This is a genomic window from Pectinatus haikarae, from assembly GCF_050916305.1.
Classification (GTDB): Bacteria; Bacillota; Negativicutes; order Selenomonadales; family Selenomonadaceae; genus Pectinatus; species Pectinatus haikarae.
The window spans coordinates 1,259,736-1,275,848 of the sequence record NZ_CP116940.1 but is presented as its reverse complement, the minus strand read 5'-3'; the positions used below and the strand labels follow the sequence as shown (position 1 = coordinate 1,275,848).

The window sequence follows — 16,113 nt, the reverse complement described above, 5'->3', positions numbered from 1 at the left end:
TTTCCTTGCCCTTCTTAGTGCTTCAGCACTTAGAAATAAAGTACGCAGAGTGAGTCTACGAACGCCATGTTTCCTTAGACGTTCTTTTCTGCACCTTAGTGCTCATATATAAAGTAAACCAGGAACTAATCTGCTGCTTTCCCTTTACCTATATACTTTTATGAGTGATCTTGCACACTCAAAACTTCACAGAAGAAATCAGGACCAAACATTTATAGATGAAATTAAGTTAAGCTCTCGGCTTATTAGTACCAGTCCGCTTCGTATGTCACCATACTTCTACTCCCGGCCTATCTACCTCGTCATCTTCAAGGTGCCTTCCAAGCCTTACGGCTCTGGGAAACCTCATCTTAAGGCAGGTTTCACGCTTAGATGCTTTCAGCGTTTATCCTTTCCGAACGTAGCTACCCAACTGTACCCCTGGCGGGATAATTGGTACACCATTGGTTCGTCCACTCCGGTCCTCTCGTACTAGGAGCAGCCCCCTTCAAGTTTCTTTCGCCCGCGATGGATATGGACCGAACTGTCTCACGACGTTCTGAACCCAGCTCACGTACCACTTTAATGGGCGAACAGCCCAACCCTTGGGACCTGCTTCAGCCCCAGGATGTGATGAGCCGACATCGAGGTGCCAAACCTCCCCGTCGATATGGACTCTTGGGAGAGATTAGCCTGTTATCCCCAGGGTAGCTTTTATCCGTTGAGCGATGGCCCTTCCACGCGGTACCACCGGATCACTAAGCCCTGCTTTCGCACCTGCTCGACTTGTTGGTCTCGCAGTCAAGCTCCCTTCTGCCTTTGCACTCTTTGCGCGATTTCTGGCCGCGCTGAGGGAACCTTTGGGCGCCTCCGTTACTCTTTCGGAGGCGACCGCCCCAGTCAAACTGCCCGCCTGGTACTGTCTTGAAGATCGTTACTCTTTCAGTTAGATGCCCGTTAAATAAAGGGTGGTATCCCAACAATGACTCCTCACTGACTTGCGCCAATGTATCTAAGTCTCCCACCTATCCTGTACGTTATTTACCGAATATCAATGCCAGGTTACAGTAAAGCTCCATGGGGTCTTTCTGTCCAGTCGCGGGTAACCTGCATCTTCACAGGTATTTCAATTTCACCGGGTCCCTCGTTGAGACAGTGCCCAAGTCGTTACACCTTTCGTGCGGGTCGGAACTTACCCGACAAGGAATTTCGCTACCTTAGGACCGTTATAGTTACGGCCGCCGTTTACCGGGGCTTCAATTCGGGGCTTCGGATTGCTCCTGACTCCTCTTCTTAACCTTCCGGCACCGGGCAGGTGTCAGCACCTATACGTCAGATTTCTCTTTCGCAGGCACCTGTGTTTGTGCTAAACAGTCGCTTGGGCCTCTCTTGTGCCACCGCCTTCAGCTCCACCCGTTCGGGTTTCACCGTCTGCGGCTATCCTTTTCCCGAAGTTACGGATATATTTTGCCGAGTTCCTTAACGAGGGTTGTCCCGCGCACCTTAGGATTCTCTCCGCGCCTACCTGTGTCGGTTTTGGTACGGGCACTTCTTCTCTCACTAGAAGCTTTTCTCGACAGCGTAGCTCGTTTGAATTCGGTTCCTCCGTAGATTCACCTATCTATCACTTCTCAGCCTTCTCACATGGCGGATTTGCCTGCCATGCAGCCTACCGGCTTCGACGCGCTCTTCCATTCGCGCGCTCAAACTGCTTTCTGTGTCACTCCTTCGTTCAATCGATCCGAAGTGGTACAGGAATTTTTGCCTGTTGTCCATCGCCTATGCTTTGTGCCTCGGCTTAGGTCCCGACTTACCCTGGGACGACGAGCGTTGCCCAGGAATCCTTAGGCTTTCGGTGGAACAGATTCTCACTGTTCTTTTCGTTACTCATACCGGCATTCTCTCTGCTGTACGCTCCAATGCTCCTTACGGTACATCTTCAGTCGCATACAGTATGCTCCCCTACCCAGTATATATTTCTATATCCTGCCACGGCTTCGGTTCTGTGCTTGAGCCCCGGTCATCTTCGGCGCAGAGCCTCTCGACCAGTGAGCTATTACGCACTCTTTTAATGGTGGCTGCTTCTGAGCCAACATCCTGGTTGTTTATGAAGTCCTACATCCTTTTCCACTTAGCACAGCATTTGGGACCTTAGCCGGTGATCTGGGCTGTTTCCCTTTCGACTACGGGTCTTATCACTCGCAGTCTGACTCCCAAGTATTTTATTACAGCCATTCGTAGTTTGACTAGGGTCGGTAGGCTTTACGCCCCCTTGCCTGATCAGTGCTCTACCGTCTGTAATCTTCCCTTGAGGCTAGCCCTAAAGCTATTTCGGGGAGTACCAGCTATCTCCGCGTTCGATTGGCATTTCACCCCTATGCACACCTCATCCCAAAGTTTTTCAACACTCACGGGTTCGGTCCTCCACGCATTTTTACCTGCGCTTCAACCTGGACATGCATAGATCACTGCGGTTTCGGGTCTACACCATATTACTTAACGCCCTATTAAGACTCGCTTTCGCTTCGGCTCCGTGTCTTCCACTTAACCTCGCAATATAATGTAACTCGCCGGTTCATTCTTCAATAGGCACGCCGTCGCTCTCTTACGGAGCTTCGACTGCTTGTAGACATACGGTTTCAGGTTCTATTTCACTCCCCTTCCGGGGTTCTTTTCACCTTTCCCTCACGGTACTATGCGCTATCGGTCGCCAGTTAGTGTTTTGCCTTGGAGGGTGGTCCCCCCAGCTTCTCGCAAGGTTTCTCGTGCCCCGCGATACTCTGGATCCCGGCCCTTAAGTTCCGCTTTTCGCCTACGGGGGTTTTACCTCCTATGCCTGACCTTTCCAAGTCATTCGGCTAAACGTTCCTTAATTTCTGCCGGTCCTCAACCCCGTATCACCGAAGTGTTACGGTTTGGGCATCTGCCCATTTCGCTCGCCGCTACTTTGGGTATCTCGTTTGATTTCTTTTCCTCCGGGTACTTAGATGTTTCAGTTCCCCGGGTTTACCTTCCTTTCGGATGTCAGAACTTCTTCTGACGGGTTGCCCCATTCGGATATGTACGGATCACTAGATGCTTGCTCTTCCCCGTACCTTTTCGCAGCTTACCGCGTCCTTCATCGGCTCCTGGCGCCAAGGCATCCACCGTATGCCCTTATTCGCTTAACTTCGTCAAACCTGCCGTTAATACCATTTTGCTTCGTCAGTGCTTTGCTTCACTCATCAGCGTAATTAATACGCTTTTTTCATTCAGCTTTGCCCTTCCTTGCATTATGATGTTTCTTGCAGCTTTGCCGTTACATTCTAAGATTACTCTTAAAATGTCACCTTTTAGCTTAAGTTCATATGTTTCGTCTTAGCTTTTGTTTTTAGTTTCCTAATTGTGCTTGGTCCAACTATTCCCCGCCATTCTCTAGAAAATGTTTTTTCACAAGTTTGGCATTGGTGATAATTGTTCTTTGCTTTCTTCTGTGTAGTTTTCAATGTGCAATCTAAATTTTACATAAGCATCATCACAATGCTTACAATAAACTTTATTATAGAGGGAGAAACCCTCAAAACTAAACAATACATTAAACTTTTCATACACGTTTTCCGGATGTACTCGACAGATTTTATAAAAAATCCTTAGAAAGGAGGTGATCCAGCCGCACCTTCCGATACGGCTACCTTGTTACGACTTCACCCCAATCATCGCCCCCACCTTAGACGGTCGGTTCCATAAGGCCCTTAGCCGGCTTCGGGTGTGAATGACTTTCGTGGTGTGACGGGCGGTGTGTACAAGGCCCGGGAACGTATTCACCGCAGTATGCTGACCTGCGATTACTAGCGATTCCGACTTCATGCAGGCGAGTTGCAGCCTGCAATCCGAACTGGGGGATATTTTTTGGGTTCCGCTCCGGATCGCTCCTTTGCTTCCCTCTGTGTATCCCATTGTAGTACGTGTGTAGCCCAGGACGTAAGGGGCATGATGACTTGACGTCATCCCCGCCTTCCTCCGCGTTGTCCGCGGCAGTCTCATTTGAGTTCCCACCGTTACGTGCTGGCAACAAATGATAGGGGTTGCGCTCGTTGCGGGACTTAACCCAACATCTCACGACACGAGCTGACGACAGCCATGCACCACCTGTTTTCTTGTCCTCCGAAGAGGAAGCATCCATCTCTGAATGCGTCAATCAATGTCAAGCCCTGGTAAGGTTCTTCGCGTTGCGTCGAATTAAACCACATACTCCACCGCTTGTGCGGGCCCCCGTCAATTCCTTTGAGTTTCAGCCTTGCGGCCGTACTCCCCAGGCGGGATACTTATTGCGTTAACTCCGGCACAGGGGGGGTCGATACCCCCTACACCTAGTATCCATCGTTTACGGCCAGGACTACCGGGGTATCTAATCCCGTTCGCTACCCTGGCTTTCGAGCCTCAGCGTCAGTTACAGTCCAGAAAGCCGCCTTCGCCACTGGTGTTCTTCCCAATATCTACGCATTTCACCGCTACACTGGGAATTCCGCTTTCCTCTCCTGCACTCAAGACATTCAGTTCGGACCCCATCACGGGGTTGAGCCCCGCACTTTTAAGATCCGCTTAAATGTCCGCCTGCGCTCCCTTTACGCCCAATGATTCCGGACAACGCTTGCCGCCTACGTATTACCGCGGCTGCTGGCACGTAGTTAGCCGTGGCTTTCTAACAGGGTACCGTCATTCATTAGTGGTATTAGCACTAATGCCATTCGTCCCCTGCAACAGAACTTTACGATCCGAAGACCTTCCTCGTTCACGCGGCGTTGCTCCGTCAGGCTTTCGCCCATTGCGGAAGATTCCCCACTGCTGCCTCCCGTAGGAGTCTGGGCCGTGTCTCAGTCCCAATGTGGCCGTCCATCCTCTCAGACCGGCTACTGATCGTTGCCTTGGTGCGCCATTACCGTCACCAACTAGCTAATCAGACGCAGGCCCATCTCCAAGTAACAGCTAAAAGCCGCCTTTGGTAAAAGTACCATGCAGTACTCTTACAACATTCGGTATTAGCACCCCTTTCGGGATGTTGTCCCCATCTTGAAGGTAGGTTGCCTACGCGTTACTCACCCGTTTGCCACTAGACTTTTACCGAAATAAAAGTCCCGTTCGACTTGCATGTGTTAAGCACGCCGCCAGCGTTCGTCCTGAGCCAGGATCAAACTCTCCATTAATTTATTGGAGAGCCAATTTGGCTCTTTCATTTTGTTTTAAAAGAAATTGTTTCAGGTTTATATTTAAACCGCACATCCGGTATGTTTGAAAACATTATGATGTATTGTTTAGTTTTCAAGGTGCCTGCCTCAACGAGTCAGCTTATATATATTATCACAGGCGTTTTCGTTTGTCAAGAACTTTTTTTCAAATCTTATTGATTTGTTTCCGAGTCCCTGCCGCTCTCTTGAGCGCAGAAATTATTATATCTAATCTCACATTCTTTGTCAATCCTTTTTCTGATCTTTTTTTCAGATTTTTCCTTTTTGCTCTTTTTCCCTCTCCCTTTTCCCTGCTTCTCTTCTTTCCTGTTGTGCCTGTCCTCCCTTATATTACAGGCTTTTCCATGATTTCCAGGCAGCAAGTCTCTTCCTGTTTCGTTCAATAAAAAAAGAGAGAGGCCGGTTCCTTTTTTCCCCGTTTTCTCTCTTTTTTACTGCTCTATTTCGTTATTTGTTTTATAAAATCCAGAGATTTTAAACGTTTTTCCAAAATAATTTCAAGATAATCCAGCATAATTTTTTCTGCTGATAACAAATTCTTAGCCTGTATATTAAAAGATGAGGGAGCCTGCCAATCAAGATTCAATAAATGCAAAATAAGTTTCCTCACTGTTGAAGAGTATATCATATTTTCATCTTTTCTGCATTTCTGGCATACAGCCCCTCCTTCTTCATATGAAAAAAAAGCATCGTCTTCGATCTTCCTGCCGCAGACAGCACAATATTCATATTGAAGCTGGCTTCCCGTGTATTCCAGAATTTGAAAAAATGCAGCCAATGCAACCACTCTGGGATTGCGTTTGAGCATTGCCGGGATTATCTGCAGCAGTTTCTCATAAACTTGTTCCTGTGGTTGATTTTCTTCAAAAATTTCTGCAACTATTTCTGCAACAAAAGATGCATAGGCCAAAGCTGTGTAATCAAGAGAAAAATCTGCCAAAAAACCGTTATGGTCGCAATTTTTTATTATATCCAGCCGCGGTCCCTCAGACAGCTGCAATTCCAATATACTGAAAAGTTGTGCTGCAGAAGCCAATCTGCTTCTGGGTCTGCGGCAGCCGTATGCTGCCGCCTTTATTTTTCCCCGGTCACGTGAAAACAAGGTTATCAGCTTATCTGCTTCTCCCCAGTTTACCGCACCTAAAACAATGGCTCTTATATTATAAAGAGACATTACTTACCACCGTTCAGGCCTTCGGTATTTCCCGGCATAACTGCCCCTGCAGTTATAATATACTGCAAAGCATCTTCACCTTGTATATCTATATATATCACATCTTTTTTAGGGACAAAAACATTGAACCCCGATGTCATATTCAAACTCCACGGAATGAATACAGACACGTATTCCTCCCCGCCAAGATAATCTGCCATTACAGCCGAAACCGGAGTCATCACAAATCCCAGGCAGCGCACTCCCGGATGAGGATATGGCACCAATACTGCATTTTCAAACATGTTACCCGACTTAAAAATCGTATCGGACAGTCTCTTCACACTGCCATAGATAAATTTTACTACGGGTATTCTACCTATAAATTCCTCGCCCCATGATATAAACCGTTTTGATATCCAGTTTGAAGACAATCCGCCTACAAGCGTGATAATGATCAGCACGATGATTATTCCCATTCCCGGAAATTTTATAGGAATATAATGCCCTATAAGTCCATCGATCATCAGCCATACTGTAGAAATAACCAGATATGTAATAAAAATAGGTATTATTATCATAATACCGTTTATAAAGCATTTTGATAATTTATTCATTAGTCTTTTCATGACAAAGCCGCCTCCGTCAGTCCTTAAAGCCAAATTCCTTTAATACCCTTTCCTTATCACGCCAATCCTTTTTCACTTTCACCCAAAGATCAATATATATCTTTGATCCCAGTAATTTCTGGATATCAGTTCTCGCATCCGCCCCTATCTGTTTGAGCAGCGCTCCTTTTGCCCCAATGACAATTCTTTTCTGTGATTCGCGTTCAACATATATAGTAGATCGTATATATACATCTCCATTTTTCCGGGTAGCGATTTCATCGACGTCCACTGCCACGGCATGCGGAACCTCATCACGTGTTGAAAGTAAAACTTTTTCTCTTATAAGCTCCGCTATGATAAGACGTTCCGGCTGATCTGTTACCATGTCTTCCGGAAAATACTGAGGTCCTTCCGGCAAATAACTGTCCATTTCATGCAAAAGTTCCGGCAGATTATCCTGCTCTTTCGCCGAAATAGGAATCACAGCGGAAAATCTGGCTTCGCCATTGTTTTCAGCTGCACCTATATTTTTATATTCGCTTTCATACCCTGCGATCACCGGTAAAATTTTTCTTTTTTCCATCAAATCTATTTTATTGATGACCAGAATTACCGGTTTTTTGGTAGCTTGCAGCTGCTTCATTATATATCGTTCACCGCCGCCGATTTTTTCATTTGCATCAACTACAAATAATATGGCGTCCACCTCTTTCAGCGTTTCCTGCGCTGCCTTGACCATATGTTCGCCCAGTTTGTGAAGTGGTTTATGTATCCCCGGTGTATCAATAAAGACTACCTGCATATTTTCCTGTGTAAGCACACAAAGAATTTTATTGCGTGTCGTTTGTGGTTTATCAGACATTATAACTATTTTTTGTCCTATAAGGCTGTTTATCAGTGTCGATTTCCCGACATTAGGTCGTCCGATCACAGCCGCGAAACCAGATTTATATTTTTTTTCCATAGTACTCCCTTGTAATAGTGATTCCCTTTTATCGTGAGATTCCCAATTTTTCCATAATAAACTCTTCTTCCCTGCGCATTTCCACACGATCATTTTCTTCTATATGATCATATCCAAGTAAATGCAACATTCCGTGCACCGTTAAAAAAGCTATTTCTCTTTTTACGCTGTGCCCGTATTCTTCGGCCTGTTTAGCTGTTTTTTCCACGGAAATAATAATATCGCCTAGCACATTTACCGGTGCGCCACCTTCAATATTTGGTTCTTCCCCTTCGTTCAGTGCAAATGACAATACATCGGTAGGCCGATCTATATTGCGGTATTTTTTATTCAGGGCATGTATATTCTTATTATCAGTCAGTGTTATACTTACTTCACTGTTCTTCAGATCATAAAGCTCTGCCATTTTGGCGGCAACCTGCTCTATAATGTCAACAAGAGACTTATCCAGTTCTATGCTATCCGGATTTTTGTCAATTATGGTTTGCATATCCATTCTCCATCTTATTATTTCTTTTTCCTATTAATTCAGATGTTTCATATACATCATATGCTTTGATTATACGAGCTACCACATCGTGCCTTATGACATCGGTGTCAGCAAAGCGCACACAATCTATACCCTTGACATCTGATAATATATGCACTGCTTCAGTAAGCCCCGATACAATTCCCCGCGGTAAATCTATCTGACTCAGATCACCGTTGATGACCATTTTCGAACCAAAGCCCAAGCGCGTTAAAAACATTTTCATCTGCCGGCCCGTTGTATTCTGCGCTTCATCCAATATGGCAAACGCCCGTTCCAGTGTTCTGCCGCGCATATAAGCAAGCGGGGCTGTTTCTATTATGTTTTTTTCCATCAATTTTTTATATGTCTCAGCCCCCAGCACATCCTGAAGTGCATCATATAAAGGCCTCAAATACGGATCAACTTTTTCCTGCAGATCACCGGGGAGATAGCCCAGACGCTCTCCGGCTTCCACCGCCGGCCTTGTTAAAATAATGCGGTCTACTTCGTGGTTTCTCAGTGCCATAACAGCCATCACAACGGCCAGATATGTTTTTCCCGTGCCGGCCGGACCTATTCCAAAGGTTACAGAATTTTTGCGGATTGTATCAAGATATATTTTCTGTCCAAGAGTCTTAGGCCTGATCGTATTGCCCCGCGCTGAAACAAACAGTGTATCATTGAACAGGTCATGCAGATTTTCTTCCTGTCCGCTTTTTATCAGCTTTACCGCATATCGTACCTCGTGAATAGTTATTTTTGTTCCCTGCCGATATAAACCCAGTAATTCTTCAAAAACCTTTACAGCAGCCTCAACTTCCGATTGCTCTCCGTTTATAGTCAGTTCCGTTCCCCGGCCTGCCATCTTACACGAAAAACTATCATTCAGGAAACGAAAATATTCATCGTGTTCTCCTAATAATGCAATGGTTTCCTGTCTGTCCTGAAAAATTATTTTTCTTTCATCAAATCCTTGCAAATATCAATAATCCTCCCGTCATCATGATAGTTTATCAATTAAATTTTACAGCATGGCCGATAAATGTCAAGTAGCAGTCCATAGCAATAATATTATTGTTTTACCCATATCAATTCCTGCCGCAGCAGTAAATTTCTCCGATAATCAATATATAAAAATACCGTGTCAGTAAAAAAATGACACGGTATACATAGTTGTTCACGCAATAACATCTTTTTTTAAATGCTCTTTGGCCACGGACAGCATTAGTTTTATACGGTTAAGTTGATTTACTTCACTCACCCCAGCATCGCAGTCAATAGCCACTATATTGGCATCAGTATATGAACGAAGCAGTTCTCGAATCATACCTTTTCCTGTTATATGGTTTGGCAGGCAGCCAAACGGCTGCAGGCAAATGATATTTTTTACATTTTCTGCGAGAAGTTTCAACATCTCGCCTGTCAAAAACCAGCCCTCTCCGGCCATATTGCCGAGAGATACATGCCCTTCAGTCAGTTTTGCTATCTGCCTTATTGTATACGGAGCTGTGAATCTGCTGCTGGCTTCCAATGCTTTATGCATAGGCCGGCGATAAAATTCCATCAATTTTATCGCTGTTTCAGATTTAAATTTATCAATCCATTTGCCTGACAATATTTTATAGGAAACTACGTCATCGTATGCCATGTACATAAAAAAGTCCATCAGATCAGGCATGACCACTTCTGCTCCTTCACTGTACAATATATCCTCCAAATGATTATTTGCAGTGGGATGGTACTTTGCCAGTATCTCGCCTACTATACCGATACGTGGTTTTTCCAATCCTTCAATAAGCGGCAGTGTATCAAATTTGGCAACTATTTTCTTTATATTGCCGGCAAATTTACTGTATCGCTCGTTTGTATCACTAAGATCCTTCTTGCACAGATCCATAGATGTCGTAAAAAGTTCATTGACACTGCCCGTTTCTTTTTCATACGGCAATGTGCGATGACGCACACGCTGCAGCAGGTCGGCATAAATGGTTGCTTTCAGTACATCTATAAAAAGGCCCGTAGTCATTTTAAACGAATCTGTTTCTCTGCCCCAGCAGGCAAAAACAGGAACCTGCGGCATACCGGCATCATGCAAGGCTTTGCGCATAAGATTCAAATAGTTAGTAGCACGACAGGCACCGCATGTCTGAAAAAGCATAATAGAAGTCTTATTCACATCATACTTGCCCGATTTTAACGCATAAAGGAGCTGCCCAATGACTATGATAGCCGGATAACACATATCATTATTCACATAACGCAGACCCTCATCGACAGCTGCTTGATTCGGCATTTCTGGTATAACAATGCGATAGCCATGTTTCTTTACGGCAGCTTCTATAAGCTCAAAATGCAATGGAGACATTTGAGGTGCGAGAATAGTATGCTCTGTCTGGCATTCCTGCCTGAAATAAGCTCTTTCTTTAACCGGAAGCGGCGTTCTGCCGCCTTCTCTCATTCCGTATTTCCATGCAGCCATAAGAGAACGCAGTCTTATTCTGGCTGAGCCAAGATTGCTTACTTCATCAAGCTTTATCATTGTGTATACACAATTACTGCGCTCCAAAATTTCTTTTACCTGCCCTGTAGTTATCGCATCCAATCCGCAACCGAAGGAACTGAATTGAATCAGAGTAAGTTCAGGATGTTCCGCAACATACTGCGCCGCCCGATACAAGCGTGCATGGTAGACCCATTGATTGACAATGCTGAGCTTTTCATCTTCTATCGGCAAATGAGCGAGCGCATCTTCGGATAAAACCGCTATACCATAATTTTGAATCATCTCAGGAATACCATGATTTATTTCCGGATCTATGTGATAAGGTCGGCCGCAAAGAACAACCGCCTTCATATGTTTTTCCCTGATCTGCTCCATTATGACCTTGCCATAGTCCTGAACATCTCTTTTATAATGTTCAAGTTCAGCATAAGCATTTTCCAATGCCCTGCGTATATCCTTTTTTCCGCAGCAAAGTGATTTTAATTCCTCTGTAAGCCGTATATACATTCTTTTTTTGTCATTTATCGGTAAAAACGGCTGCAGAAAATTTATATTTTTCTTTTGCAGTATATCCATATTTGCACGAATATTTTCCGCGTATGATGCCACAACAGGACAATTATAATTGCTGTCTCCATTGTCAAGTTCATCTTTTATATTAGACGGGATACATGGATAAAAAATTGTTTTTATCCCTTTTTCTATCAAATCCACTATATGTCCGTGCACCAATTTCGCCGGATAGCACAGTGAATCCGACGGTACCGTTGACATACCCTTGTAATAAAGCTGCGCTGAAGATTTGCCGGAGAGAACTACCTCATACCCCAATTCCGTAAAAAAGGTAAACCAAAACGGATAATCCTCATACATATTAAGGCTGCGCGGCAAGCCTATTTTCCCCTTTGGTGCATTTAACTGTGGTTTGTAGTAAGAGAAAAGCCGATCATATTTGTATTTATAAATATTAGGGAAATCCTGCATTGTTTTTTTCACGCCGCCGATTCCTCTTTCACAGCGATTGCCGATGAAGTATCTTCCTCCATCCGGAAATTTCTGCATGGTTATAAGACAATTATTTCCGCATTTCTTACAGCGATATGAAGTCTGTTCTGCCTTAAAACCGACCAATGCACCGGCAGACAGCAATGCAGATTTTTCCTGTTTTCTTTCCATCGACAGCAGTGCCATGCCATATGCACCCATAAGGCCTGAAATATCCGGACGAATAACTTTTTTATCAAGCAAAATCTCCATTGACCGCAAAACAGCGTCATTATAGAACGTACCGCCCTGAACTACTATTGCATCGCCAAGCTCCTCAGTATCCTTTATCTGTATAACCTTGAACAACGCATTTTTTATGACAGACAACGCTATTCCCGCAGAAATATCGGCAACAGCCGCACCTTCTTTTTGCGCCTGTTTCACACGGGAGTTCATAAATACGGTACACCGTGTACCAAGATCCACAGGATGCTCCGCGGCAATACCTTTATCGGCAAATTCAGCGGCTGTCATAGAAAGTCCCTGTGCAAAATTTTCAATAAAGGAGCCGCACCCGGCAGAACAAGCCTCATTCAGAATGATTTGAGCTATATGTCCATCCTTCACAAAAAAGCACTTCATATCCTGCCCGCCGATGTCGAGTACGCAGCTGACTTTCGGACAAAATTCCCTGGCTGCTCTTAAATGGGCAAAAGTTTCAACTTCGCCAAAATCAGCATGCACGGCCGCTTTTACTATATGCTCGCCGTATCCCGTTGTTCCTGCACTTTTGATATAGGTTTCCCCATTTATCTTACTGTATAAATCGCGCAGGGCCTCTAGGACACTGTCAAGAGGGACTCCCTTATTGCTGCCATAAGAAGTGTACAGAAGTTGCTTTTCAGCTCCTACAGCAACGACTTTTGTCGTTGTCGATCCTGCATCTATTCCTACATACAAGGGTCCCTTGTATGTACACAGATTTCCTCTTTTCACAACATCCTGATCGTGCCTTTTCTTAAATTCGGCATATTCCTCTTCGTTTTTAAATAAAATAAATGGTGTTTTTTCTATATCCGCCTTTACGTTTTTTCCCGCAAAAAGAGCCGTAAGAAGCTTTTCATAATCAAGAACAGATGCATTTTCAGAAAGAGCTGCTCCCATGGCCACAAAATAACAGCCATCCGGCGTGTTTACAATATGTTCATCCGACAGATTCAATGTTTTTATAAAACGATCACGCAGCATAGGCAAAAAATGCAGCGGCCCGCCCAAAAAAGCGACGTTCCCTCCGATAGGCCGGCCCTGCGCCAAATTGCCGATAGTCTGATTTACTACAGCCTGAAAGATGGAGAATGCTATGTCTTCTCTTGATACTCCGTCATTTATAAGGGCTTGCACATCAGTTTTTGCAAAAACACCGCAGCGTGAAGCAATTGTATGAACCTGACCACCATTTTCAGCCAGCTTCTCAAGCCCCCTGGCATCAGTATGCAGAAGAGCTGCCATATGATCGATAAAGGATCCCGTGCCGCCCGCACAGACCCCATTCATCCGCTGTTCGGGCGCTGTACCAAAATATGTTATTTTAGCATCTTCACCGCCTAATTCAACTGCGGCATCTGTATGCGGTATCCATTTTTTCACAGCCTGTGTACAGGCTATAACCTCCTGAACAAATGTAACTTTCATAGCCGCGGCCAGTCCCATACCGGCCGAACCTGTAAATGTACAGTAAAACTTGCGGTTATGCAGCTTATCTTTCAGTGCAGCAATATCTTCACTCAAAGCTTTATAAATCTCAGAAAAATGTCTTTTGTACTGTTTAAACACCGTTCTGTCCGATTCATCCAAAACTACAGTTTTAATCGTAGTAGATCCTATATCAATACCGATTTTCCAAGTAGGATTCATAACTAACACCCCAAAATATAATAAACAAAAGCTCCCGGTGCCACCATGAGAAAGATCACCGGAAGACCATTATCCCCAAATCACACAGCCCGTCTGCAGCCAAAACAACTGACAAAACATTCAGCATAAGCCGGACAATAAATACAGTCATGCATATGATAATATAAATGCTGTTTACTGTAAAGGACAGATCAGCAATAGATTCTATGCATTCTGAAGGAATAAGGCCGAACAAGTTTTCATTGGTGCATCATCACTTGCACACTGGCAACTGTTGGTAATTCTGTTAAAAATCAACCATAAAAATAATAAGTGATATTATAAAATATACTTATCTTTATTCTTATCAAAACAATAATTCTTCTGATTATGTTATACCATAATCAATAATTAATTTCAATAAGTAATGCGTCCTGCTTGGCAAATTGTCCTATAAGAATTATAATCTGAGCTTATTTAGCCCTGGCATTTATGCTATAATAAACGAAGATTGTTCTTTGCGATAAGTTTTGCAATTATATGTCCATTTATACCAGGAAAATCCAGCGTTATCAAAAATCGCTATATTATAAGCTTGGAGGAACAAAAATTGAGCGAAATCATTGTTATCACATCGGGTAAAGGAGGAGTCGGCAAAACGACGACCGCAGCAAATCTCGGTGCTGGTCTGGCCTCCTTAGGAAAAAAAGTCGCCCTCATAGACACTGATACAGGCCTCAGAAACCTTGATCTTATACTCGGCGTTGAAAACTTCATCTGTCATACTCTCATAGATGTAGCAGCAGGAAAAATCCCTTTTGAGAAGGCTCTTATCCGCCATCCCCAGTACAAGAGCTTATATCTTCTGCCTACGTCGCAAAAATATGATAAATCAGCTCTCAATGGCGATGATCTTATAAAAATATGCGATCAGATGCGCAATCAATTCGACTTTATTATAATTGACTGCCCTGCTGGTATCGAACAGGGATTTAAAACTGCTATCGCAGCCGCTGATTCGGCTATAATAGTAACTATGCCGGAAATGGCAGCACTGCGGGATGCCGATAAAGTAGTCGGTGAATTAAACCGCGCTGAATTCACAGACATCAGGCTCATTATCAATCGCATCCGTCCTGATATGGTAACCCGCGGCGATATGCTCGACATAACAGATATAAAGGATATCCTTGGTGTAACCGTCATAGGGCAGATACCTGATGAAGAAACGATCATAAAATACACCAATAAAGGCCGCCCTGTCATCGAAGATAAAAATTCTCTCGCTGCACAGGCATACAGAAACATAACCCACCGGCTTTGCGGTGAAACGGTTCCTTTTCCCGATCTTGGCTGCAAACCTACATTTCTCGGCAAGCTCAAAAATCTTTTCAAATAATTTAGATAAGCAATTCTCTTTTTACACTAGAATCAATTAATCTCCCCTGACTAAATAAAAACAGCAGCAATGTCTTTTTGCACAGTATGTTTTTTAGTCAGGGGTTTTTATTTCAATAATTTACATGCCACAGCGTCAGCCCTCTGGCTGGTGCTGTTTTTCCGGCTTTGTTTCTGTCCTTAGCCTGCATTATCTCCGCAAAATTATCCGGTGAAAGCCTTCCGTTGCCAACTTTCACAACAGTGCCGACAATATTTCTGACCATATGATATAAAAAACCATTACCCCAAAAGCGAAAAGTAAGCATAGCCCCTTCCTGTTTACACTCCGCCTCATAGATAGTCCTCACCGGATTCATCCCGAGAGCACCTCCTGCCGCCCGAAAAGCTGAAAAATCATGTTCGCCGGTCACCAGTGTCAGGGCTTTTCTCATATCCGCCAAACACAACTTATATTCATACTGCCAGCTATACCGATGCAGAAGGGGATCCGGCACCTTGCTGTGATAAAGTTGGTAAACATATATCTTACTCTTTGCACTATGCAGTGCACTGAAGTCTCTGTCTGCTTCCTGTGCTTCTGTCACTACTATATCCTTCGGCAAGAGTCTGTTTGCGGCCTTTGGAATATTCTCTATAGGTATCATCCCGTCTGAAAAGAAATTTACCACTTGCCCTCTGGCATGAACTCCCGCGTCTGTTCTTCCTGCCGCTGCTATTTCTATGGAATCGCCAAAGACAGCCGGCAATATTTCTTCCAATACATTTTGAACAGCCACACATTTATTTTGCCGTTGAAAACCATGATAGGCAGTCCCGTCATATGCCACTGTCAGTTTTATATTGCGGCGTCTTCTTTTCATTGTTTCCTTATGTTCTTGCCTCATCA

General features: G+C 44.2%; 9 protein-coding genes and 2 rRNA genes. 1 reads left to right on the top strand and 10 read right to left on the bottom strand.

The genetic code is table 11. From position 1 onward, the window contains the following. Positions 1-225 precede the first annotated feature (225 nt). The 9 genes from NXG61_RS06215 to NXG61_RS06175 all read right to left on the bottom strand — a co-directional run bounded on the left by NXG61_RS06215 (position 226) and on the right by NXG61_RS06175 (position 13,847). A 23S ribosomal RNA gene (locus NXG61_RS06215) occupies positions 226-3,149 on the bottom strand. A gap of 463 nt (positions 3,150-3,612) precedes the next feature. Beyond that, positions 3,613-5,162: ribosomal RNA gene (locus tag NXG61_RS06210) — 16S ribosomal RNA — on the bottom strand. The 16S and 23S rRNA genes sit together here, the layout of an rRNA operon. A gap of 194 nt (positions 5,163-5,356) precedes the next feature. After that, positions 5,357-5,566: a hypothetical protein gene (locus tag NXG61_RS06205; RefSeq protein ID WP_432748985.1), complete on the bottom strand. Its 210-nt coding sequence runs from the start codon at positions 5,564-5,566 to the stop codon at positions 5,357-5,359. Positions 5,567-5,643: 77 nt separating this feature from the next. Beyond that, positions 5,644-6,378 (bottom strand): DNA repair protein RecO, encoded by a 735-nt coding sequence (recO, locus tag NXG61_RS06200; RefSeq protein ID WP_307225359.1) that lies wholly within the window; start codon positions 6,376-6,378, stop codon positions 5,644-5,646. Continuing rightward, complete coding sequence (locus NXG61_RS06195; RefSeq protein WP_307225358.1) at positions 6,378-6,986, bottom strand: DUF502 domain-containing protein; 609 nt, start codon at positions 6,984-6,986, stop codon at positions 6,378-6,380. Before NXG61_RS06195 ends, recO begins: the two co-directional genes overlap by 1 nt. A gap of 16 nt (positions 6,987-7,002) precedes the next feature. Next, positions 7,003-7,932, bottom strand: coding sequence for a GTPase Era (gene era, locus NXG61_RS06190; protein WP_196603364.1), 930 nt, complete (start codon positions 7,930-7,932; stop codon positions 7,003-7,005). 28 nt (positions 7,933-7,960) lie between these two features. Further along, entirely contained in the window at positions 7,961-8,422 is a 462-nt protein-coding gene (gene ybeY, locus NXG61_RS06185; RefSeq protein WP_307225357.1) for an rRNA maturation RNase YbeY, read from the bottom strand. After that, complete coding sequence (locus NXG61_RS06180) at positions 8,406-9,422, bottom strand: PhoH family protein (protein ID WP_307225356.1); 1,017 nt, start codon at positions 9,420-9,422, stop codon at positions 8,406-8,408. Before NXG61_RS06180 ends, ybeY begins: the two co-directional genes overlap by 17 nt. A gap of 198 nt (positions 9,423-9,620) precedes the next feature. Then, the gene (locus tag NXG61_RS06175) at positions 9,621-13,847 is read right to left on the bottom strand and encodes an acyl-CoA dehydratase activase-related protein (RefSeq protein ID WP_307225355.1); all 4,227 of its coding nucleotides are present in this window, start codon (positions 13,845-13,847) and stop codon (positions 9,621-9,623) included. A gap of 589 nt (positions 13,848-14,436) precedes the next feature. Between NXG61_RS06175 and minD the strand changes: the two genes are divergently transcribed. Then, entirely contained in the window at positions 14,437-15,225 is a 789-nt protein-coding gene (minD, locus tag NXG61_RS06170; protein WP_196604996.1) for a septum site-determining protein MinD, read from the top strand. Positions 15,226-15,337: 112 nt separating this feature from the next. On the opposite strand, the gene truA is transcribed toward minD, so the two are convergent. After that, on the bottom strand, positions 15,338-16,111 hold the full coding sequence (gene truA / locus NXG61_RS06165) for a tRNA pseudouridine(38-40) synthase TruA (RefSeq protein WP_196604997.1): 774 nt from the start codon (positions 16,109-16,111) through the stop codon (positions 15,338-15,340). Positions 16,112-16,113: the final 2 nt, after the last annotated feature.

Excerpts from the sequence above, each read along its gene's own strand:
- recO (WP_307225359.1), bottom strand. The coding sequence starts at position 6,378 with ATGTCTCTTTATAATATAAGAGCCATTGTTTTAGGTGCGGTAAACTGG.
- NXG61_RS06195 (WP_307225358.1), bottom strand. The coding sequence starts at position 6,986 with ATGAAAAGACTAATGAATAAATTATCAAAATGCTTTATAAACGGTATT.
- era (WP_196603364.1), bottom strand. The coding sequence starts at position 7,932 with ATGGAAAAAAAATATAAATCTGGTTTCGCGGCTGTGATCGGACGACCT.
- ybeY (WP_307225357.1), bottom strand. The coding sequence starts at position 8,422 with ATGCAAACCATAATTGACAAAAATCCGGATAGCATAGAACTGGATAAG.
- NXG61_RS06175 (WP_307225355.1), bottom strand. The coding sequence starts at position 13,847 with ATGAATCCTACTTGGAAAATCGGTATTGATATAGGATCTACTACGATT.
- truA (WP_196604997.1), bottom strand. The coding sequence starts at position 16,111 with ATGAGGCAAGAACATAAGGAAACAATGAAAAGAAGACGCCGCAATATA.